This window comes from Pseudarthrobacter sp. MDT1-56 (assembly GCF_059383555.1).
Map to the genome: position 1 here is coordinate 65,401 of NZ_JBWZCK010000011.1, position 16,343 is coordinate 81,743.

Here is a 16,343-nt window from a genome sequence, read left to right on the forward strand (position 1 = left end):
CGGTCATGGCAAACCCCCGTCTCGTCATCGTCCATCGGCGGACCGAACTCCAGGAACTCCTGGACCGGCACGCCACCCGAGGCCAGGCCGAATTCTTCCTCCGGACCCGCGGCCGCACGCTCCAGGATGTGCAGGAGCGCCATGACGGACTCACCGCAGCCCTGGCGGCCGTCCGCGCCGCCGTTCCGGCCGAGTGGCGTCACGCCGAGGTGGAGCGCGCCGACCTGAGCCGGTTCCTGCTCACCCCGGAGGACATCATCGCGGTGGTAGGTCAGGACGGACTCGTGGCCAACGCGGCGAAGTATCTCAACGGCCAGCCCGTCATCGGGATCGATCCGGAACCGGGGGCGAATCCGGGTGTCCTGGTCCGGCACACGCCCGACGCCGCGGCGAAGCTGCTCCAGGAGGCGGGCCTTGCCGGCCCGGTGAATCGGCTGCGTTGCCGGGAACTCGCCACAGTGACAGCACGGCTCGACGACGGGCAGGAACTCTCGGGGCTCAACGAAGTTTTCATCGGCCACGCCTCCCACCAGTCCGCCCGATACCACCTCGCGGCCCCGGGAGGCCGGGCCGAACGCCACTCTTCGTCGGGCCTGATCATCTCGACGGGCACGGGCGCCACCGGCTGGTGCGCATCCATCGCCCTGGAACGCGGAGGGCGTGCCTTGCCGGCACCAACGGATCCCCGGCTCGCGTGGTTCGTCCGCGAGGCCTGGCCCTCCCCCATCACCGGAACCTCCCTGACCGAGGGGGTGCTGGCGGCGGGCGAAACACTGCGCGTCACGGTTGCCTCCGACCAGCTCGTGGTGTTCGGCGACGGCATGGAGGACGACCGCCTGACCGCATCATGGGGCCAGGAAATCACGGTGCAACTGGGCGAGCGGCCGCTGCGGCTGGTGGATCCATAACCTGGCTCCCCCGCCCGCAGCGTTGCCGTCGTCGTATTTCCAGTGAAGCATCCCCGGGGTTCGGCGGATCAAGAATTGTCGTAGCCATCTTTTAGTCTGGATTCATGGAAAGCACGGTCTGGAGTGCGGAGGCCAGGGAGGCGCTGGCGGCTGTCGCGGCGTCCGTTGCTGCGCTGGCTGTTTTCGCCTCGGGCGGGGACCGCGCTGATCGGTCCGGCGCCGATCCGCTCCGGGGTGCCGAGTTTGATCCGTTGTGGGCTGATCCGTTGCGGGAGCTGGTGGATGGCTGCCTGGACAGTATGACCGGCGTGGCGCGGGTGGAGGCCGGGATGGCCGCGCTGAAGGTTTGGCTGACCGCGGACTACGCGGAGGCGACCCGGGCCCTGGCCTCCCCGGCGGCGTCCCCGCAGGACCGCGCCGTCCAGGAGATGGCGTTGGTGGCCGAGGTCGCGTGTGTCCTGACCGTCAGCGAACACGCCGCATGCGCCTTCTTGTCCGAGTGCCAGGCCCTGACCACGCGGCTGCCGCTGACCCTGGCGGCCCTGCAGGCCGGGACAATCTCCTGGGCCCACGCCCGGATCATGGTGGACGAAACCAGCAACCTTGACCCGGCCGGGGCAGCGGCGCTGGAGGCGCACTTCCTGGACCCGGACGCCCCGAACCCGGCCCGCGGCTGCCCGGCCGGGGACCTCGTCCCGGGCCGGTTCCGCGCCAAGGCCCGTGTTTGGCGGGAACGCCACCACCCGGTCAGCATCGAGGAACGCCACACCAAGGGTGCCGCGGACCGGCGGGTCGAATACTGCCCGGACCGGGACGGGATGGCCTGGCTCTCCGCCTACCTCCCGGCCGACACCGCCGCGGGAATCTGGGAGCGGACCACCGCCGCCGCCCGCGCCCGGCAGGGCCCGGACGAGGCCCGCACGCTGACCCAGCTCCGCGCCGACGTCGCCGCCACCTGGCTCCTCAGCACTGGACTGGCCGAAGGCGGCACCGGGACCATCGGCGGCACAAGCGAGGGAGGACACGGTCTGGCTGGCGGCGCCGGCACCGGCACGGATGTCAGCGGCCTGGGTGGGGGTGTGCCGGTCCCGCGGGCGCAGGTCCTGGTCACCGTCCCGGTCCTGTCCCTCCTCGGTGCCGGGGAGGAACCGGCCGTCCTGGACGGGTACGGGCCGATCCCGCCGTCGATGGCCCGCCGCCTGGTCGCCGACGGTGCGGGTTCCTTTTACCGGGTCCTGACGGATCCGCGGGACGGTGCCCCGCTGGAAATCGGCCGGACCAGCTACCGCCTCACGACAGCTCAGCGCCACTGGCTCCGGCTCCGCGACGGCAGATGTCCGTTCCCCGGCTGCAACAACCACTCCCTGGACAATGAGGCAGACCATCTCCTGGCCTGGGCCGGCGGAGGCACCACCGGGATCACCAACCTCGGCCAGCCCTGCCCCAAGCACCACCGCCTGAAGCACAGCACGGCCTGGACACCATCCGGGGCAAGCGAACACAGCCCGCCGGGGTGGACCTCACCGTCGGGGCGGCACTATCCCAGCGAACAGCAGGACTGGGAACCACCCGACTGGCCACCCCACCTCCCGGCCCCGGACGCACTCCCGGACCCAGGACTGGACGAAAGTCTGACCGCGGAGCCGGGCTGGGATCCCGATCTGGACCTGCCCGCGGACCCCGGCCGGGATCCCGATTTGAAACTGCCGCCGGACCGCTTCACGGAGTGGCGCCTAATCACCAGAGGCTACGAATTTCCAGTAACAGGCACAGAGGTTCCGCTCTGGCAAACGCCCCTCGACGACAGAATTGGAGCCGTATCAGTGGCGGAATCATTAGTGGCCGCGTTTTTGGCTGCTCATGATGATGCCCGCGCGTGAGCCTGAACCTTCCTACTTGTCGGGCTGTCGGCGCACCATCTCGGTGATCCAAGTGGGCGCGAACGGAGACGTGCAGCCCGGGGAAGTCGGGTAGTCCTTGAGCACCTCCAGGCGCTCACCGATGTCGATTGCACGAGTGCAATGCTCTGCGTGCTCGATCCCGATCTGAGCCAGGCAGTGGTTCATCGCCCACTGCAGTCGATCCGGGGAGTCTTTCATCTCCGCCTCGATGACATCGAGCAGTCCGGCGAGGTCGAGGCCCTCGGGCTTCTTGGTCACGCGTTCGGAGGTCAGCGCCCAGCCGGCACTCGCGACAATTGGATCCGGATCGGCGGACCAGGCCAGGCGCAGTTCTTCGGAGTGAGGGTTCTTCTTCACCACGTAGTTAATTAGCCAGTCATGCACCTTGGGTACTCGCGACTCGCGCAACATGCGGTCCAATTCGTCAGGCTCAAACGCCTTCGGGCGGCAGATCAGGATCGCCAGCAGTCTCGCCGGGGTGTCATTTGTCTCCCATAGCCGGTGCGCGAGTTCCTGTTGTGTCTTCAGCCTCTTAGCCAGAGCGCGCAATTTGCTCAGATTCACACCGTGATCGTCACCGTGCTTCTCGTTCACCTCACGTGCCCTCGGGTCCTCAAGCTGCGCCAGTTCGGCCATCACCTCGGCCACCGTCGTCTCCGTCACTGCGGCCTCCTGTCGTTTAGGTCCGAGATTCAGCCTACGACGGGTCTCGGACAGTAGGGCAGCCGCTGCGCTAGCCAGCTGTCCGCGTTGCTGAGCCCCAGGCACAAGTCGAGTTTGGCAGGAAGCAACACTTATTCTGGGTCGCGTCGGGAGGTCCACGGCCTTCCATTGCTCCACGGACATCGAACTGGCTCCCCGAAAGTCAGAGCTGAATTCTCAGTCGGACTTCCGGGGAGCAGTTCACGGCATAGGCGGGGCTCTTCGGATGTATGTTTGGCGGCAGCGTGTTACTTCCTGGCGATCGAGTACGCGTTGAACGGATCCGATTCGATGTCCTTGGACTCCACGTTCGCGAAGCCGGCGTCGGCGAGCATCGCCTGCGCGAGCTGTTCTCCCCAGACGGTGCCCAGCCCGTCGCCGTCGAGTCCGAGCGAAACGCTCATGCAGTGGAAGGTTGAAATCGCGTACAGGTAGCTGCCCCAGGGGAGCTCAATGTTCTCCTCCACCTTGCTGGAGGCCTTGATATCCACCATCAGGAAGATCCCGTACCGCCGGAGCGCCCGGTGGATGTTGCGCAGCACTGCCGCCGGATGCGCCTGGTCGTGGATGGCGTCGAAAGCCGTCACCGCGTCGAAGCGGGCCTCGACGTCCAGGCCTGCCACATCAACGACCTCGGAGCTGGCGTTCGCCAGTCCCAACCGTGCCGCCTCGCCGCGGGCGGCACGGATGGCTCCCTCGGAGAAGTCGTAGCCGACGAATCTGCTGGCGGGGAAAGCCTGGGCCATAAGGTTGACCGCATGGCCGCTGCCGCAGCCGACGTCGGCGACGTCGATCCCGGCCTTCAGCCGTTCAGGCAGACCGGCTACCAACGGCAGGATCACGTCCACCAGTGCTGCGTCGTGCACCGCCGCGCTGGTCTGGGCCATGTTCCGGTGGAAGTGGGGGTAGTCCTCGTAGGACAGCCCGCTGCCGTGCCGGAAACGATCGATGATCTTCTGTTCAGCTTCGCCCATCATGGAAATGTGCTGCATCAGAATGGCCATATTGTCCGGGCCCGCGGCGCTGGTCAGGACGGCCGCATGCTCGCGGGGCAGCCAGTACGTCCCGGCTGCAGGGTCGTAGTGGACCACGCGCGCCGCGGTCATACCGCCCAGCCATTCGCGCACATAGCGTTCGTTGAGGTCGCTGGCATCGGCTATCTGCTCGCTGGTGGCGGCAGGCAAGCCGGCCAGCGTCTCGAACAGGCCGGTCTGGTGCCCGACGCTGGTCAGCAGGGCGGTCGCGGCATCGTTCAGGATGCCCACGAAGCGTCCGGCAAAAGCTTGGGAGGCCTCGGCGTCGAACTCCGCCAGTGATGTTTCTAGCTCGATGGTCATTGTTGTTCCTTCCTTTGCTACAGGCGTCTGTGCCTGATTGGTTCCAGCGTAGGAATTGGCAGGTACCGCCGGCATCGGGCAAATGATGCGTTCTGTTCTGAGCCCGTGGGGCGAATCATGCAGACGCCGGTCCGGCAGGTGCTGCCCGGCGGTGGCCGGAAGGTTGCGGGAACTAGCGGCGCGGCTGCAGGCCGTGTTCGTGTGCCCAGGCTGCGGCGGCCGTGCGCGAGGAGACGCCGATCTTGGCATAGATGTTTGCCAGGTGCCTGCCGACCGTCTTCTGGCTGATGAACAATGCGTCGGCGGTCTGCTTATTGATGGCCCCCGCAGCGGTGGACGCCAGTACGTCCGCCTCGCGCTCGGTCAGCCCGCCGGGAAGTCGGCCGCCGTCGAGCCGGCGGACATCCGGCAGGGCACCGAGTTCACGATAGATCGCCAGCGCTGTCGCGGAATCCGCGGCGGCGACGCTGGACTGTCCCAGCCCGCGGTGCGCCTGGGCGAGCAGTTCGTAGGCTCTGGCTGTGTCGTATCGGGCGTGCTGGCCCCGGTATTCGTGGACGACTGCCTGCAGCAAGGGCAACGCCTCGGCGTGCTGGGACTGTGCGATCAGTAGGGCGGCCCGGGCCTGCCCGGCCCAGGCGCGGAAGCCGGCGGTGGCGAACACGGCTGCGGTTTCCTCCAGCCGGGCGCAGAGCCGCTCGGCCTCATCAAAGTGCCCGAGAGCGAGGGCGATTTCGACGCCGGACACCAGCAGCCGTGCACATGCCAGGCGGTCCCGCCCGGCCAAGGCGGCACACAGGCCGGCCCACGCCGCCTCGTTCTTCCCGGCGGCATGCTGGAGCAGTGACTTGCCCGGCTGCGGTTCGGTCCCCAGTTCCCATGCCCGGGCGTAAGCTTTCTCAGCGCCACTGATGTCCCCGCGAAGCCGGCGGATTTCGCCCAGCTGGTAATAGGCCTCGCCCGCCACCCAGTTGTTCCGGCCCACGAGCTCCGCCCCACTCTGCTCAATCGCATGCTCCGCCGCGTCCCAGCCGCCTTCGATGCTCAGCAGCTGAAGCCGGTGGACGCGGCAGATACCGGCATACACCACGTCTCCCACGAACTGCTCGCCCCACTGCTCGGTGGCGTCAGTCCAGGCACGCATCCGGTGCAGGTCAGCCAGCTCGTGGCACGCGTGGATCACCGTGCAGTAGATTTCCCCTGCCCATTCCGGCGGCAACCGGCCAGCGAGTACCGGAAGCATCGCCTCGTCCAGCTGGGCAAAGCCGGAGGCGGTGCTGCCGCTGCGGAGGTCTGCCAGGCCGGCGAGCACCAACCCGAGGGATGTGAGTGCGGGGACGCGCAGGCTCCGGCCCAAATCCTGCAACTTGGCCGCGGTCTCCCTCACCGGGCCCAGGTCCGCGAGATCAAGCGTGAGGCTGGCCTCGAGGTAAAGCAGATAGCCGTGCTCCGGACTTTCGGGAAGGCCCTGCAGTAGTCCCCGGGCCCGGCTCACCCAACCGGAAGCGACGACGACATCTCCCCGGATAAACCAGAGCAGCCCGAGGTGCAGGGCTTTCATGGCCGCATCTGATGCATCGCCGTCGTCCTGGAAGCGGTGGTAGACGTCCTCGGAAACCTCAAACGATTCCTTGACCTGCCCGAGCCACCACGCGGCTCTGCCCAGGAGACTCAAGTCCCCCGTCTCCAGTTCCGACAATGCTCGGGCTTGGTTGAGCTGCCCGTAAGCGGCATGCCAGTCGCCGCGGGCGTACGCCATCCGCGCTGTGGCCAGCAACCCGTCGTAGTTGTCCATCCCAGACACCACTTCAACGGTAGCGCCACGGATAGCAGCCCGTCGAGCCACTCTCGATCGAAAGCGCGGGCTTTCCGCTTGTTTCTTGATCTCGTAGCGCAGAAGTACCACGCCGTTTTCGAACGGGGTCGCCTCGACCAACAACAGGTCCTGCCAATCCTCGAAATGCGCGTTCCTCTGTTCCCCGTACCGCTTGGCATGACGATCTGCCGCGCTGATCACGTCGGCGCTGTGGTCCAGGATCTCGCGCGGTACTGCTGCGTGCACGCACCCGACTGCCCCATCAAGGCGCGATCTCCTCAAAGAGTGCGGTCAGCTCGGTGGGAGCCGATGCTTGCCAGGGATGTTTAGGGCAGACTGGTGGCGTGAGCGGAATCCGGTGGGTGCTGCACGTCGATCTCGACCAGTTCATCGCGGCGGTCGAAGTGCTGCGGCGGCCGGAGCTTGCGGGCAAGCCGATCATTGTCGGCGGCCGGGGCGACCCCACGGAACGAGCTGTGGTGTCGACCGCATCCTACGAAGCGAGGGCGTTTGGTGTGGGTTCCGGAATGCCCTTACGCATTGCGGCCCGGAAAGTGCCCGATGCTGTAATCCTGCCCGTCGATCAGGAGGCATACCTCGCGGCGTCTGAAATGGTGATGGGAACCCTGCGTGCGCAGCCCGGCGCCACCGTGCAGGTGCTGGGTTGGGATGAAGCCTTTGTAGGTACTGAGACAGAAAATCCGGAAGCCTACGCCCGGCAGGTGCAGGCCGCTGTCCTGGAGCGAACGCAGCTGCATTGCAGCGTGGGCATCGGCGACACCCTGGTCCGAGCCAAGGTCGCCACTGGTTTCGGCAAGCCGGCCGGCGTCTTCCGTCTCACTGCCGGGAACTGGCTCGACGTCATGGGCAGTCGGCCCACCAAGGACCTGTGGGGCGTCGGAACCAAAGTGTCGGGCCGGCTGGCCAAACTCGGCATCAACACGGTCGCCGAGCTCGCCGCGTCCGACCCCCAAGACCTGGTCCCGGAGTTCGGCCCCAAGATGGGTCCTTGGTACGCGGAGCTCGGACGCGGGGACGGCGCCAGCGTTGTGGACGACACCCCATGGGTTGCCCGCGGGCATAGCCGGGAGACCACCTTCCAGCGGGACCTGACCGAGCCCGCCCAGGTGGACGACGCCGTAAGGGAGCTGACAGCGCGTGTCCTTGAGGATGTTGTGGCCGAAGGACGGCCCGTGGTTGGGCTGACCCTCAAAGTTCGGTACGCGCCGTTCTTCACCAAGACTCATGCGAGGAAGATTCCAGAGACATTCGACCGGAACGAAATCCTCGCGCGGGCCTTGGACCTCACAGCCGGAATCGAGGCGGGCCGTCCCATCCGGCTCCTGGGCCTGCGGGCCGAAATGGCAATGCCCGACGATGCCCGAAAGGGACATACGCCGACGCGCGGCGGTTGGTGACGGGCGTCGGCAGCAACTACATCAAGAACTGTTGAACCGCGTTGGGTATGAATCCAAGAGTGTTGATCAATGCCACTGCAGCTATGCCATATCCAACGACCAGGGCTGCAATGGCTAGCCCACGGCCCCGTTCGCCTCTCAGAGGGATTTGATTGAGGGCAACGTGTCCTGCTCCCACCGCAAAACAGCGAGGACAGCGACGCCGAATACCCAGAATCCGGATGCGGCGATGACGGCGAAAATGATGGCTGCGGCAGCGAGTTTGTTGAGCCGGCCAGCTGAAGTGCGAGCCGGCGTCATAGGCGTACTCATTTTGGTTCCCCCAACCTTGCTGGTCAAAGTGAGTTTAGCTGGGACCCACCCACAGAGGATATGCACCTCGTTGATCCGATCAAGCAGGCGAAAAAGCCCGACGGGCACGGGTCTCAGGACATAGCTTCTAGTTGCGGTTGAGGCCAAACCGTCGAGTGAGCAGAGCCTTCTTGAAGTGGGCTTCGGCAGCATCCACCGCTCCAACGTCCGAGAAAGCGCTCGGCCCCGTCGGCTTTGCCCACGTACAACTGGCCGCCTTTGGTGACGGCGATGAGGTAGATGCCCTGCACGGAACTGAGCGCTGTCCGCGCTGGCTGTAGCGGTCATCCGCGATAATGGCTCGAAGTGCGTTGAAGCTGACAATAAGCGAATCGAATCCGGGGAATGGCTGGGTCAGTGGATCAGCAATCTCGACAACAGGCATCCCAAATGCTTGGGTTCCTGACTTGGCCCAGTTCACGGTATCCGCCGACCACTCGATAACCAGGCGGTGCTCGTGTGCCGAGAATACCGGCGAGGGGCGCACGTCAAAGAACCGGGAAAGGTCGGTACGGATTCCCCGGGGGGCTAACACCGAGTGGGATCGACTTCCACCGGCTAAATGGCTGCAGGGTCGCTGCGGCGAAGAGGTGGCGGTTCTTCCCACAAAGTAGACGCCCCACCCAAAACGAGTGGCCCCTGTGCACTGCACGGGGGCCACTCACTCTCTTGGCGCTCAGAAAAAAGAAGAAGACTAGAAGTCCCAGTCGTCATCCTCAGTATTAACAGCCTTGCCAATCACGTAGCTCGAACCGGACCCGGAGAAGAAGTCGTGGTTCTCGTCAGCATTCGGTGACAGCGCCGACAGGATGGCCGGGTTCACGTCGGTGACGGAGGCCGGGAACATGGCCTCGTAGCCGAGGTTCATCAGGGCCTTGTTGGCGTTGTAGTGCAGGAACTTCTTGACGTCCTCGGCCAGGCCGACGGAGTCGTAGAGGTCATGCGTGTACTGGACTTCGTTCTCGTACAGCTCGAAGAGCAGCTCGAACGTGTAGTCCTTGATCTCCTGCTTGCGCTCCTCGGACAGGCCTTCCAGGCCCTTCTGGAACTTGTAGCCGATGTAGTAGCCGTGCACGGCTTCGTCGCGGATGATCAGGCGGATCAGGTCGGCGGTGTTCGTCAGCTTGGCCCGTGAGGACCAGTACATCGGCAGGTAGAAGCCCGAGTAGAACAGGAAGCTCTCCAGCAGCGTGGAGGCCACCTTGCGCTTCAGGGGATCGTCGCCCTGGTAGTAGTCCATGACGATCTGGGCCTTCTTCTGCAGGTTCACGTTCTCGGTGGACCAGCGGAATGCCTCGTCGATCTCCTTGGTGGAGGCCAGCGTGGAGAAGATGGAGGAGTAGCTTTTGGCGTGCACGGACTCCATGAAGGCGATGTTCGTGTAGACAGCCTCCTCATGCGGGGTGATCGCATCCGGAATCAGCGAGACGGCGCCCACGGTGCCTTGGATGGTGTCCAGCAGCGTCAGGCCGGTGAACACGCGCATGGTGAGCTGCTGCTCGTCCGGAGTCAGCGTCGCCCACGACTGCACGTCGTTGGACAGCGGGATCTTCTCCGGCAGCCAGAAGTTGTTGACCAGGCGGTTCCAGACATCCACGTCCTTGTCGTCCTGGATGCGGTTCCAGTTAATGGCTTCAACGTGGCTAAGCAGCTTGACCTTCTCGGTCATGTCATCCCCTAAAAGTTGGGTTAGTTCTTTAGTTAAAGCGTACGACGGCGGGCGGGCGCCCGCCGTCGTACTGTTGAATTTAGTTGAAGATTAAAGCATGCAGCTGACGCAGCCGTCCACCTCGGTCCCTTCCAGCGCGAGCTGGCGGAGACGGATGTAGTAGATGGTCTTGATGCCCTTCTTCCAGGCGTAGATCTGGGCCTTGTTGATGTCGCGCGTGGTGGCGGTGTCCTTGAAGAACAGCGTCAGGGACAGGCCCTGGTCCACGTGCTGCGTGGCCGCGGCGTAGGTGTCGATGACCTTCTCGTAGCCGATCTCGTACGCGTCCTGGTAGTACTCCAGGTTGTCGTTCGTCAGGTACGGCGCCGGGTAGTACACGCGGCCCAGCTTGCCTTCCTTGCGGATCTCGATCTTGGACGCCACCGGGTGGATCGAGGAGGTGGAGTTGTTGATGTAGGAGATCGAGCCCGTCGGCGGGACGGCCTGCAGGTTCTGGTTGTAGATGCCGTGCTCCATGACGGAAGCCTTCAGCTCGCGCCAGTCATCCTGCGTGGGGATGTGGATGTTCTGGAACAGCTCGGCGACCTTGGCGGTCTGCGGGACCCATTCCCGGTCCGTGTACTTGTCGAAGAACTCGCCCGAGGCGTACTTGGACTTCTCGAAGCCGCCGAAGGTCTGGCCGGTCTGGATGGCCAGCCGGTTGGAGGCGCGGACCGCGTGGAACACCACCGAGTAGAAGTAGATGTTGGTGAAGTCCAGGCCCTCTTCCGAGCCGTAGTGGACCCGCTCGCGGGCCAGGTAGCCGTGCAGGTTCATCTGGCCAAGGCCGATGGCGTGGCTCTGGTCGTTGCCGCGGGCAATCGAGGGCACCGAGGTGATGTTGGACATGTCCGAGACGGCCGAGAGCGAGCGGATGGCCGTCTCGATGGTCAGGCCGAAGTCCGGCGAGTCCATGGTCTTGGCGATGTTCAGCGAGCCCAGGTTGCAGGAGATGTCCTTGCCGGTCTGGTCGTAGGACAGGTCATCGTGGTAGGTCGTGGGCTGGGAGACCTGGAGGATCTCGGAGCACAGGTTGGACATGATGATCTTGCCGTCAATCGGGTTTTCCCGGTTCACGGTGTCCTCGAACATGATGTACGGGTAGCCGGATTCGAACTGGATCTCGGCCAGGGTCTGGAAGAACTCGCGCGCCTTGATCTTGGTCTTTTTGATCCGGGAATCGTCCACCATCTCGTAGTACTTCTCGGTGACCGAGACGTCGGAGAACGGCATGCCGTAGACCTTTTCGACGTCGTACGGCGAGAACAGGTACATGTCCTCGTCCTTCTTGGCCAGCTCGAAGGTGATGTCCGGGATGACGACGCCAAGGGAGAGGGTCTTGATGCGGATCTTCTCGTCCGCGTTCTCGCGCTTGGTATCCAGGAAGCGGTAGATGTCCGGGTGGTGCGCGTGCAGGTACACCGCGCCGGCGCCCTGGCGGGCACCGAGCTGGTTGGCGTAGGAGAAGCTGTCCTCGAGGAGCTTCATCACGGGGATGACGCCGGAGGACTGGTTCTCGATCTGCTTGATCGGCGCGCCGACCTCGCGGATGTTGGTCAGCGCGAAGGCCACGCCGCCGCCGCGCTTGGACAGCTGCAGGGCGGAGTTGATGGAACGGCCGATCGACTCCATGTTGTCTTCAATGCGGAGCAGGAAGCAGGAGACCAGCTCGCCCCGCTGGCGCTTGCCGGCGTTGAGGAAGGTCGGGGTGGCCGGCTGGAAGCGGCCCTCGATGATCTCGTCGACCATCTGCAGTGCGAGCTGCTCGTCGCCGCGGGCCAGGTGCAGGGCCACCATGCAGACACGGTCCTCGTAGCGCTCCAGGAAGCGCTTTCCGTCGAACGTCTTCAGCGTGTAGGAGGTGTAGAACTTGAACGCGCCGAGGAACGTCTCGAAGCGGAACTTCTTCTTGTACGCGCGGTTGTAGAGATCGCGGATGAAGTTCATCGTGTACTGGTCGAGGGTCTCGCGCTCGTAGTACTCGTTCTTCACGAGGTAGTCGAGCTTTTCCTCAAGGTCGTGGAAGAACACGGTGTTGTTGTTGACGTGCTGCAGGAAGTACTGGTGAGCCGCCTCGCGGTCTGCCTCGAACTGGATCTCCCCGTTCGGGCCGTAGAGGTTCAGCATGGCGTTGAGCTCGTGGTAGCCCAGGCCCTGGAAGGCAGCCGGCATGGCCTGCTTCTCACCGGGGACGGTGTGCTTCTCGACGGCGGTGTTCCCAGCCGCGTGTGCGCCCGGCCCGTTCACTTCGGTGTCTGCGACAGTCGTGTCCAAAATTGTTCCAATCCTTGTTGTACTCGGCTGACGTCTTCCGGCGTCCCCATGAGTTCGAATCGATATAGGTGCGGGACCTGGCATTTCGCGGCGATGATGTCGCCGGCCATGCAGTAGTTGTCCCCAAAGTTCGTATTGCCTGCCCCGATCACGCCCCGGAGCTGCTGCCGGTTGCGCGGATCGTTCAGGAAGCGGATGACCTGCTTCGGAACCGATCCTTCTCCCCCGGTGCCGCCGTAGGTGGGAAGCACCAGCACGTAGGGTTCGGTTGCCACGAGTGCGGGTTCCCTCGCATGTAGCGGGATCCGGGCCGCGTCGACACCGAGTTTCCTGATGAAACGTGCGGTGTTCTCCGAGGAGGAGGAGAAGTAGATGAGGTGGCTGCCGGTGGTCCGGACTGCATTTGAGTTCGGAGCGTCTGAGTTCCGGGCGTCTGCCGTCACCGGCCCGGCGCCGGCTGTCGGCGTCGTAGCGGCTGTTGCCAGTGCCATGGAGTCGCTCACCTCATCTGACGTGTCTTCGTTTGAAGCGGTTCAGGCTACGGCGACGGCGGAGGCCTGCGCCAGTTCTTCGATCTTGTCGGGGCGGAAACCGGACCAGTGGTCCTGGTCGGTGACGACTACCGGGGCCTGCATGTAGCCGAGGGCCTTCAGGCGCTCGAGGGCATCCGCATCCTGCGAGATGTCGACGCTCTGATAGGTGATGCCCTTCTTATCCAGCGCGCGGTATGTCGCGTTGCACTGAACACAGGCCGGCTTCGTGTAAACCGTTACGGTCATGGTCCCTGTCCCCTTTGTTGAAGTCTTTGGTACTGCGAAATGTGTACTGCTTTGGAGCTGCGGCTGTTGAGCTGAGTCTCTGTTGCGTCTTTGGTGCCAGTAGTCCGGGTGGGCCGATCCGGGACAGGAATCCTGATCCGTTGCTGGCCTTGCCTGGCGAGCACTGCTGCTCCGCTGGAACTGTATGTCGATACTACATGTAGTGCAAGAGCCCGATGTGGACCCCAAGATGATGTATTACAAGTATGTCATTTAATGCACCGCCAGTCCACAGGCAGGGTCCCTCAAAATGTCCGGATTTCCGCCGTTTTACCGAACGAAATCCACAGGCTGTGGAGTACCTTTGCACAATTAACTCCCCTGCGTGTCGCGTGGCAGACGGCGTGTCGCGGCCGCGGCCCCAGGGGGTCCGGAGTGCGGTTAAGCACTAGATGTGGTGTCCGGAAACACGCCGAAGGCGGGCACCCGGGGGTGCCCGCCTTCTTCGAGCGTGAGGCGCCTAACAGCAGTTGTTATGGGCCCGGCAGTCGCCGCCTACTTGCCGGCCTCCGGCCTGCTGCAGAGGATCTGCTCCACGCCCATCCGCCGCTCGGCGAAACTACGCAGCGCGCCCACGAGGTAGAGCCGCCAGACCCGGGCGATCTCCTCGCCCATCATCGCGACGGCGGCCGCATGGTTTTCCTCGAACTTCGCGTACCAGGCCTCGAGGGTCCGGACGTAGTCCCGGCGCATGCTCTGCACGCCCTCGATCTCCAGTCCGGCGTCCTCCAGGAAGCCCAGCGTCTCCCCCACCGGACGCATGTGCATGTCCGGGGCGATAAAGGATTCGATGAACGGTCCGCCGCCGGGGTGTTTGCCGTGCCGGGACATCTGCTGGACCAGCACCCGGCCGCCGGGCGTGACGTTGTGGAACAGCGCGGCGGCGTAGACGGGGTAGTTCCGCTGGCCGACGTGTTCGCCCATCTCCAGGGAGGCGACGGCGTCGAACGGCCCGTCCGGGATTTCCCGGTAGTCCTGGATCCGGATCTCCACGTGCCCTTCGAGGCCACGCTCGCGGACGCGGGCGTCGATGAACGCCTTCTGCTCCCCGGACAGGGTGACGCCGACCACCTCGGCGCCGTAGTGCTGCGCGGCGTGCAGGCTCAGCGAGCCCCAGCCGCAGCCGACGTCCAGCAGCCGCATCCCCGGTTTGAGCCCGATCTTGCGGCAGACCAGGTCTAGCTTGTCCCGCTGCGCGTCCTCCAGCCCGTAGCTTCCTGTATTATCCGCAGACGGGCCTGTCCAGTACCCGCTGGAATAGGCCATCTGCGGATCCAGGATCAGCGCGTAGAAGTCGTTGCTGAGGTCGTAGTGGTGGCTGATCGCGGCGCGGTCCCGGATCAGGCTGTGCAGCCTGCCCTTGACCCTGGCCTGGCTGGCCGGCGGCGGGGGCGGCGCTCCGAGCGCGCCAGCGGCGCGGGCAATCCGTGCGGCGCCGGCCAGCACCGCGGGGGTGGGGCGGACGCCGGAGAGGCCCCGGTCGCGGACCACTTTCCAGAGGTGCTCGAGGGCGGAGTTGAGGTCGCCGTCGACGTCCAGCTCCCCGGTGACGTAGGCCTGGGCGGCGCCGAGTTCGCCGGGCGCCCAGAGCAGCCGCCGGATGGAGTCCGGTGAGTTCAGCCGGACCACCGGGGCGCCGGCCGGTCCGGCCTCGCTGCCGTCCCAGACCACGAGCCGGACCGGGAGGTCCCCGCCGGCCAGCGGGCGCAGGACCTCCTCGATCAGTGCCGCGAGCGGCGCCGTCATGCGGCGGGTCCCCTGCTGGCCTCGCCCACTGTACGGCGGTCCAGGACGATCTGCTGCACGTCGAGGTAGCCGGACTCGAAGCCGGCGCGGGAGTAGCAGAGGTAGAACAGCCACATGCGCTGGAAGATCTCGTCGAAGCCCAGTCCCTGAACCTCGGCGGAGCGGGCCATGAAGCGCTCCTCCCAGAGCCGTAGCGTCTGCGCGTAGTGCTCCCCCAGGGCGAGGCGTTCGCGCACCCGCAGTCCGGTCTGCTTCTCCGTGATGTCCTCGATGGCCCGCACGGACGGAATGACGCCGCCCGGGAAGATGTACTTGTGCACCCAGGTGTAGCTGGAGCGGGTGGCCAGCAACCGGTCGTGCGCGATGGTGATGGCCTGGATGGCGACCTTCCCGCGCGGGGCCAGGACCCGTTCGATCGTCTGGAAGTACGTGGCCCAGTACTCGAAGCCCACGGCCTCGATCATCTCCACGGACACGACGGCGTCGTACTCGCCCTCGACCGCGCGGTAGTCCTTGAGCTCGATCGTGACGGCGTCGGTGTACCCGGCGTCGGCGACGCGCTTGCGGGCCAGTTCCTGCTGCTCGCTGGAGAGTGTGACCGAGTAGACGGTGGCGCCGCGCTGGGCGGCCCGGAGGGCGAGCTCGCCCCAGCCGGTGCCGATTTCCAGCACCCGGGTGCCCTGCCCGACGCCGGCCTTGTCCAGCAGCCGGTCGATCTTGGCCTGCTGCGCGCCGGCCAGGCCCTTCCAGGTGACGGCTTTCAGCGCCTCGCCGGACTCCGGGAAGATCGCGCTGGAGTAGGTCATGGTCTCGTCCAGGAAGGTGCCGAACAGTTCGTTGGAGAGGTCGTAGTGCCGGGAGATGTTCGAGCGGGTGTTCTGCTCGGTGTTGCGTTCCTTCCGCGGCTGGCGCGGCAGGTAGAGCGCACGGAGTTTCTGCAGCGGCTCGGGCACCAGCGTGCCCACACGGGCGGCAAAGACCTCCATGACGGCGGTGAGGTCGTCGGCGTCCCAGTCCCCGGCCATGAACGACTCACCCAGGCCGATCAGCCCGCCGTCGCCGAGCCGGGCCGCGAATGCTTCGGGACGGTTCAGGGTCATGACGGGGTGGGTCTGCCCGGGTTTGGCCGCTTTGCCCAGGACGGTGCCGTCCGGGTAGCGGACCTCCAGCGGCAGGTGGCGGACCGCGGCTTTGAAGATGGCCTCGGCAACGCGGCCGGCCACCGCGACCTTCACTCCGGAGGGGACGGCGGCGATGCTGGGCCAGATGCCGGCGTCGACCACCGCGGGCGGCTGCGGGACGGTGTAGGGGGCGGCGGCCTCATTGGTCCGGCGCGCAGCGCCTGATCCGGTCGCTTCGGTCAT

The 16,343-nt window shown here is 65.4% G+C and carries 13 protein-coding genes; 3 read left to right on the forward strand and 10 right to left on the reverse strand.

Translation table 11 applies throughout. The annotated features are described in order from the left end of the window. The first annotated feature begins 5 nt into the window (after positions 1 to 5). Together AC50YC_RS15570 and AC50YC_RS15575 are read left to right on the forward strand one after the other, a co-directional pair. Positions 6 to 908 (forward strand): diacylglycerol kinase catalytic domain-containing protein, encoded by a 903-nt coding sequence (locus tag AC50YC_RS15570; protein ID WP_494954216.1) that lies wholly within the window; start codon positions 6 to 8, stop codon positions 906 to 908. A 104-nt stretch (positions 909 to 1,012) separates the two neighbouring features. Next, positions 1,013 to 2,788 (forward strand): HNH endonuclease signature motif containing protein, encoded by a 1,776-nt coding sequence (locus AC50YC_RS15575; RefSeq protein WP_494954217.1) that lies wholly within the window; start codon positions 1,013 to 1,015, stop codon positions 2,786 to 2,788. A 12-nt stretch (positions 2,789 to 2,800) separates the two neighbouring features. On the opposite strand, the gene AC50YC_RS15580 is transcribed toward AC50YC_RS15575, so the two are convergent. From AC50YC_RS15580 to AC50YC_RS15590, 3 genes are all read right to left on the reverse strand, one after another. Next, a complete protein-coding gene (locus AC50YC_RS15580) occupies positions 2,801 to 3,472 on the reverse strand; it encodes a DNA alkylation repair protein (RefSeq protein WP_494954218.1) in 672 nt (223 codons plus the stop codon). A 287-nt stretch (positions 3,473 to 3,759) separates the two neighbouring features. After that, positions 3,760 to 4,848, reverse strand: coding sequence for a class I SAM-dependent methyltransferase (locus AC50YC_RS15585; RefSeq protein ID WP_494954219.1), 1,089 nt, complete (start codon positions 4,846 to 4,848; stop codon positions 3,760 to 3,762). A 172-nt stretch (positions 4,849 to 5,020) separates the two neighbouring features. Beyond that, positions 5,021 to 6,910: a LuxR C-terminal-related transcriptional regulator gene (locus AC50YC_RS15590; RefSeq protein ID WP_494954220.1), complete on the reverse strand. Its 1,890-nt coding sequence runs from the start codon at positions 6,908 to 6,910 to the stop codon at positions 5,021 to 5,023. 98 nt (positions 6,911 to 7,008) lie between these two features. Here AC50YC_RS15590 and AC50YC_RS15595 point away from each other — a divergent pair, with 98 nt between their 5' ends. Continuing rightward, entirely contained in the window at positions 7,009 to 8,082 is a 1,074-nt protein-coding gene (locus AC50YC_RS15595) for a DNA polymerase IV (protein WP_494954221.1), read from the forward strand. A gap of 138 nt (positions 8,083 to 8,220) precedes the next feature. On the opposite strand, the gene AC50YC_RS15600 is transcribed toward AC50YC_RS15595, so the two are convergent. The 7 genes from AC50YC_RS15600 to AC50YC_RS15630 all read right to left on the reverse strand — a co-directional run bounded on the left by AC50YC_RS15600 (position 8,221) and on the right by AC50YC_RS15630 (position 16,343). Beyond that, positions 8,221 to 8,382, reverse strand: coding sequence for a hypothetical protein (locus tag AC50YC_RS15600; RefSeq protein ID WP_494954222.1), 162 nt, complete (start codon positions 8,380 to 8,382; stop codon positions 8,221 to 8,223). Positions 8,383 to 9,127: 745 nt separating this feature from the next. Then, positions 9,128 to 10,102 carry a class 1b ribonucleoside-diphosphate reductase subunit beta gene (gene nrdF, locus AC50YC_RS15605; protein ID WP_024368367.1) on the reverse strand — a complete coding sequence of 325 codons (975 nt, stop codon included), beginning with the start codon at positions 10,100 to 10,102 and terminating at the stop codon, positions 9,128 to 9,130. A 90-nt stretch (positions 10,103 to 10,192) separates the two neighbouring features. Continuing rightward, positions 10,193 to 12,313, reverse strand: coding sequence for a class 1b ribonucleoside-diphosphate reductase subunit alpha (gene nrdE / locus AC50YC_RS15610; protein WP_494954314.1), 2,121 nt, complete (start codon positions 12,311 to 12,313; stop codon positions 10,193 to 10,195). Positions 12,314 to 12,384: 71 nt separating this feature from the next. Continuing rightward, positions 12,385 to 12,906 (reverse strand): class Ib ribonucleoside-diphosphate reductase assembly flavoprotein NrdI, encoded by a 522-nt coding sequence (gene nrdI, locus AC50YC_RS15615; protein ID WP_494954223.1) that lies wholly within the window; start codon positions 12,904 to 12,906, stop codon positions 12,385 to 12,387. A 42-nt stretch (positions 12,907 to 12,948) separates the two neighbouring features. Next, positions 12,949 to 13,194 carry a glutaredoxin-like protein NrdH gene (gene nrdH, locus AC50YC_RS15620; protein WP_056429759.1) on the reverse strand — a complete coding sequence of 82 codons (246 nt, stop codon included), beginning with the start codon at positions 13,192 to 13,194 and terminating at the stop codon, positions 12,949 to 12,951. 534 nt (positions 13,195 to 13,728) lie between these two features. Next, positions 13,729 to 14,979: a class I SAM-dependent methyltransferase gene (locus AC50YC_RS15625; protein WP_494954224.1), complete on the reverse strand. Its 1,251-nt coding sequence runs from the start codon at positions 14,977 to 14,979 to the stop codon at positions 13,729 to 13,731. Then, on the reverse strand, positions 14,976 to 16,343 hold the full coding sequence (locus tag AC50YC_RS15630) for a class I SAM-dependent methyltransferase (RefSeq protein ID WP_494954315.1): 1,368 nt from the start codon (positions 16,341 to 16,343) through the stop codon (positions 14,976 to 14,978). The genes AC50YC_RS15625 and AC50YC_RS15630 overlap by 4 nt, the downstream gene beginning before the upstream one ends.

Coding starts and splice junctions, on each gene's coding strand:
- AC50YC_RS15570 (WP_494954216.1), top strand. CDS start 6: ATGGCAAACCCCCGTCTCGTCATCGTCCATCGGCGGACCGAACTCCAG.
- AC50YC_RS15575 (WP_494954217.1), top strand. CDS start 1,013: ATGGAAAGCACGGTCTGGAGTGCGGAGGCCAGGGAGGCGCTGGCGGCT.
- AC50YC_RS15585 (WP_494954219.1), bottom strand. CDS start 4,848: ATGACCATCGAGCTAGAAACATCACTGGCGGAGTTCGACGCCGAGGCC.
- AC50YC_RS15600 (WP_494954222.1), bottom strand. CDS start 8,382: ATGACGCCGGCTCGCACTTCAGCTGGCCGGCTCAACAAACTCGCTGCC.
- nrdF (WP_024368367.1), bottom strand. CDS start 10,102: ATGACCGAGAAGGTCAAGCTGCTTAGCCACGTTGAAGCCATTAACTGG.
- nrdE (WP_494954314.1), bottom strand. CDS start 12,313: ATGCCGGCTGCCTTCCAGGGCCTGGGCTACCACGAGCTCAACGCCATG.
- nrdI (WP_494954223.1), bottom strand. CDS start 12,906: ATGGCACTGGCAACAGCCGCTACGACGCCGACAGCCGGCGCCGGGCCG.
- nrdH (WP_056429759.1), bottom strand. CDS start 13,194: ATGACCGTAACGGTTTACACGAAGCCGGCCTGTGTTCAGTGCAACGCG.
- AC50YC_RS15625 (WP_494954224.1), bottom strand. CDS start 14,979: ATGACGGCGCCGCTCGCGGCACTGATCGAGGAGGTCCTGCGCCCGCTG.
- AC50YC_RS15630 (WP_494954315.1), bottom strand. CDS start 16,343: ATGACCGAAGCGACCGGATCAGGCGCTGCGCGCCGGACCAATGAGGCC.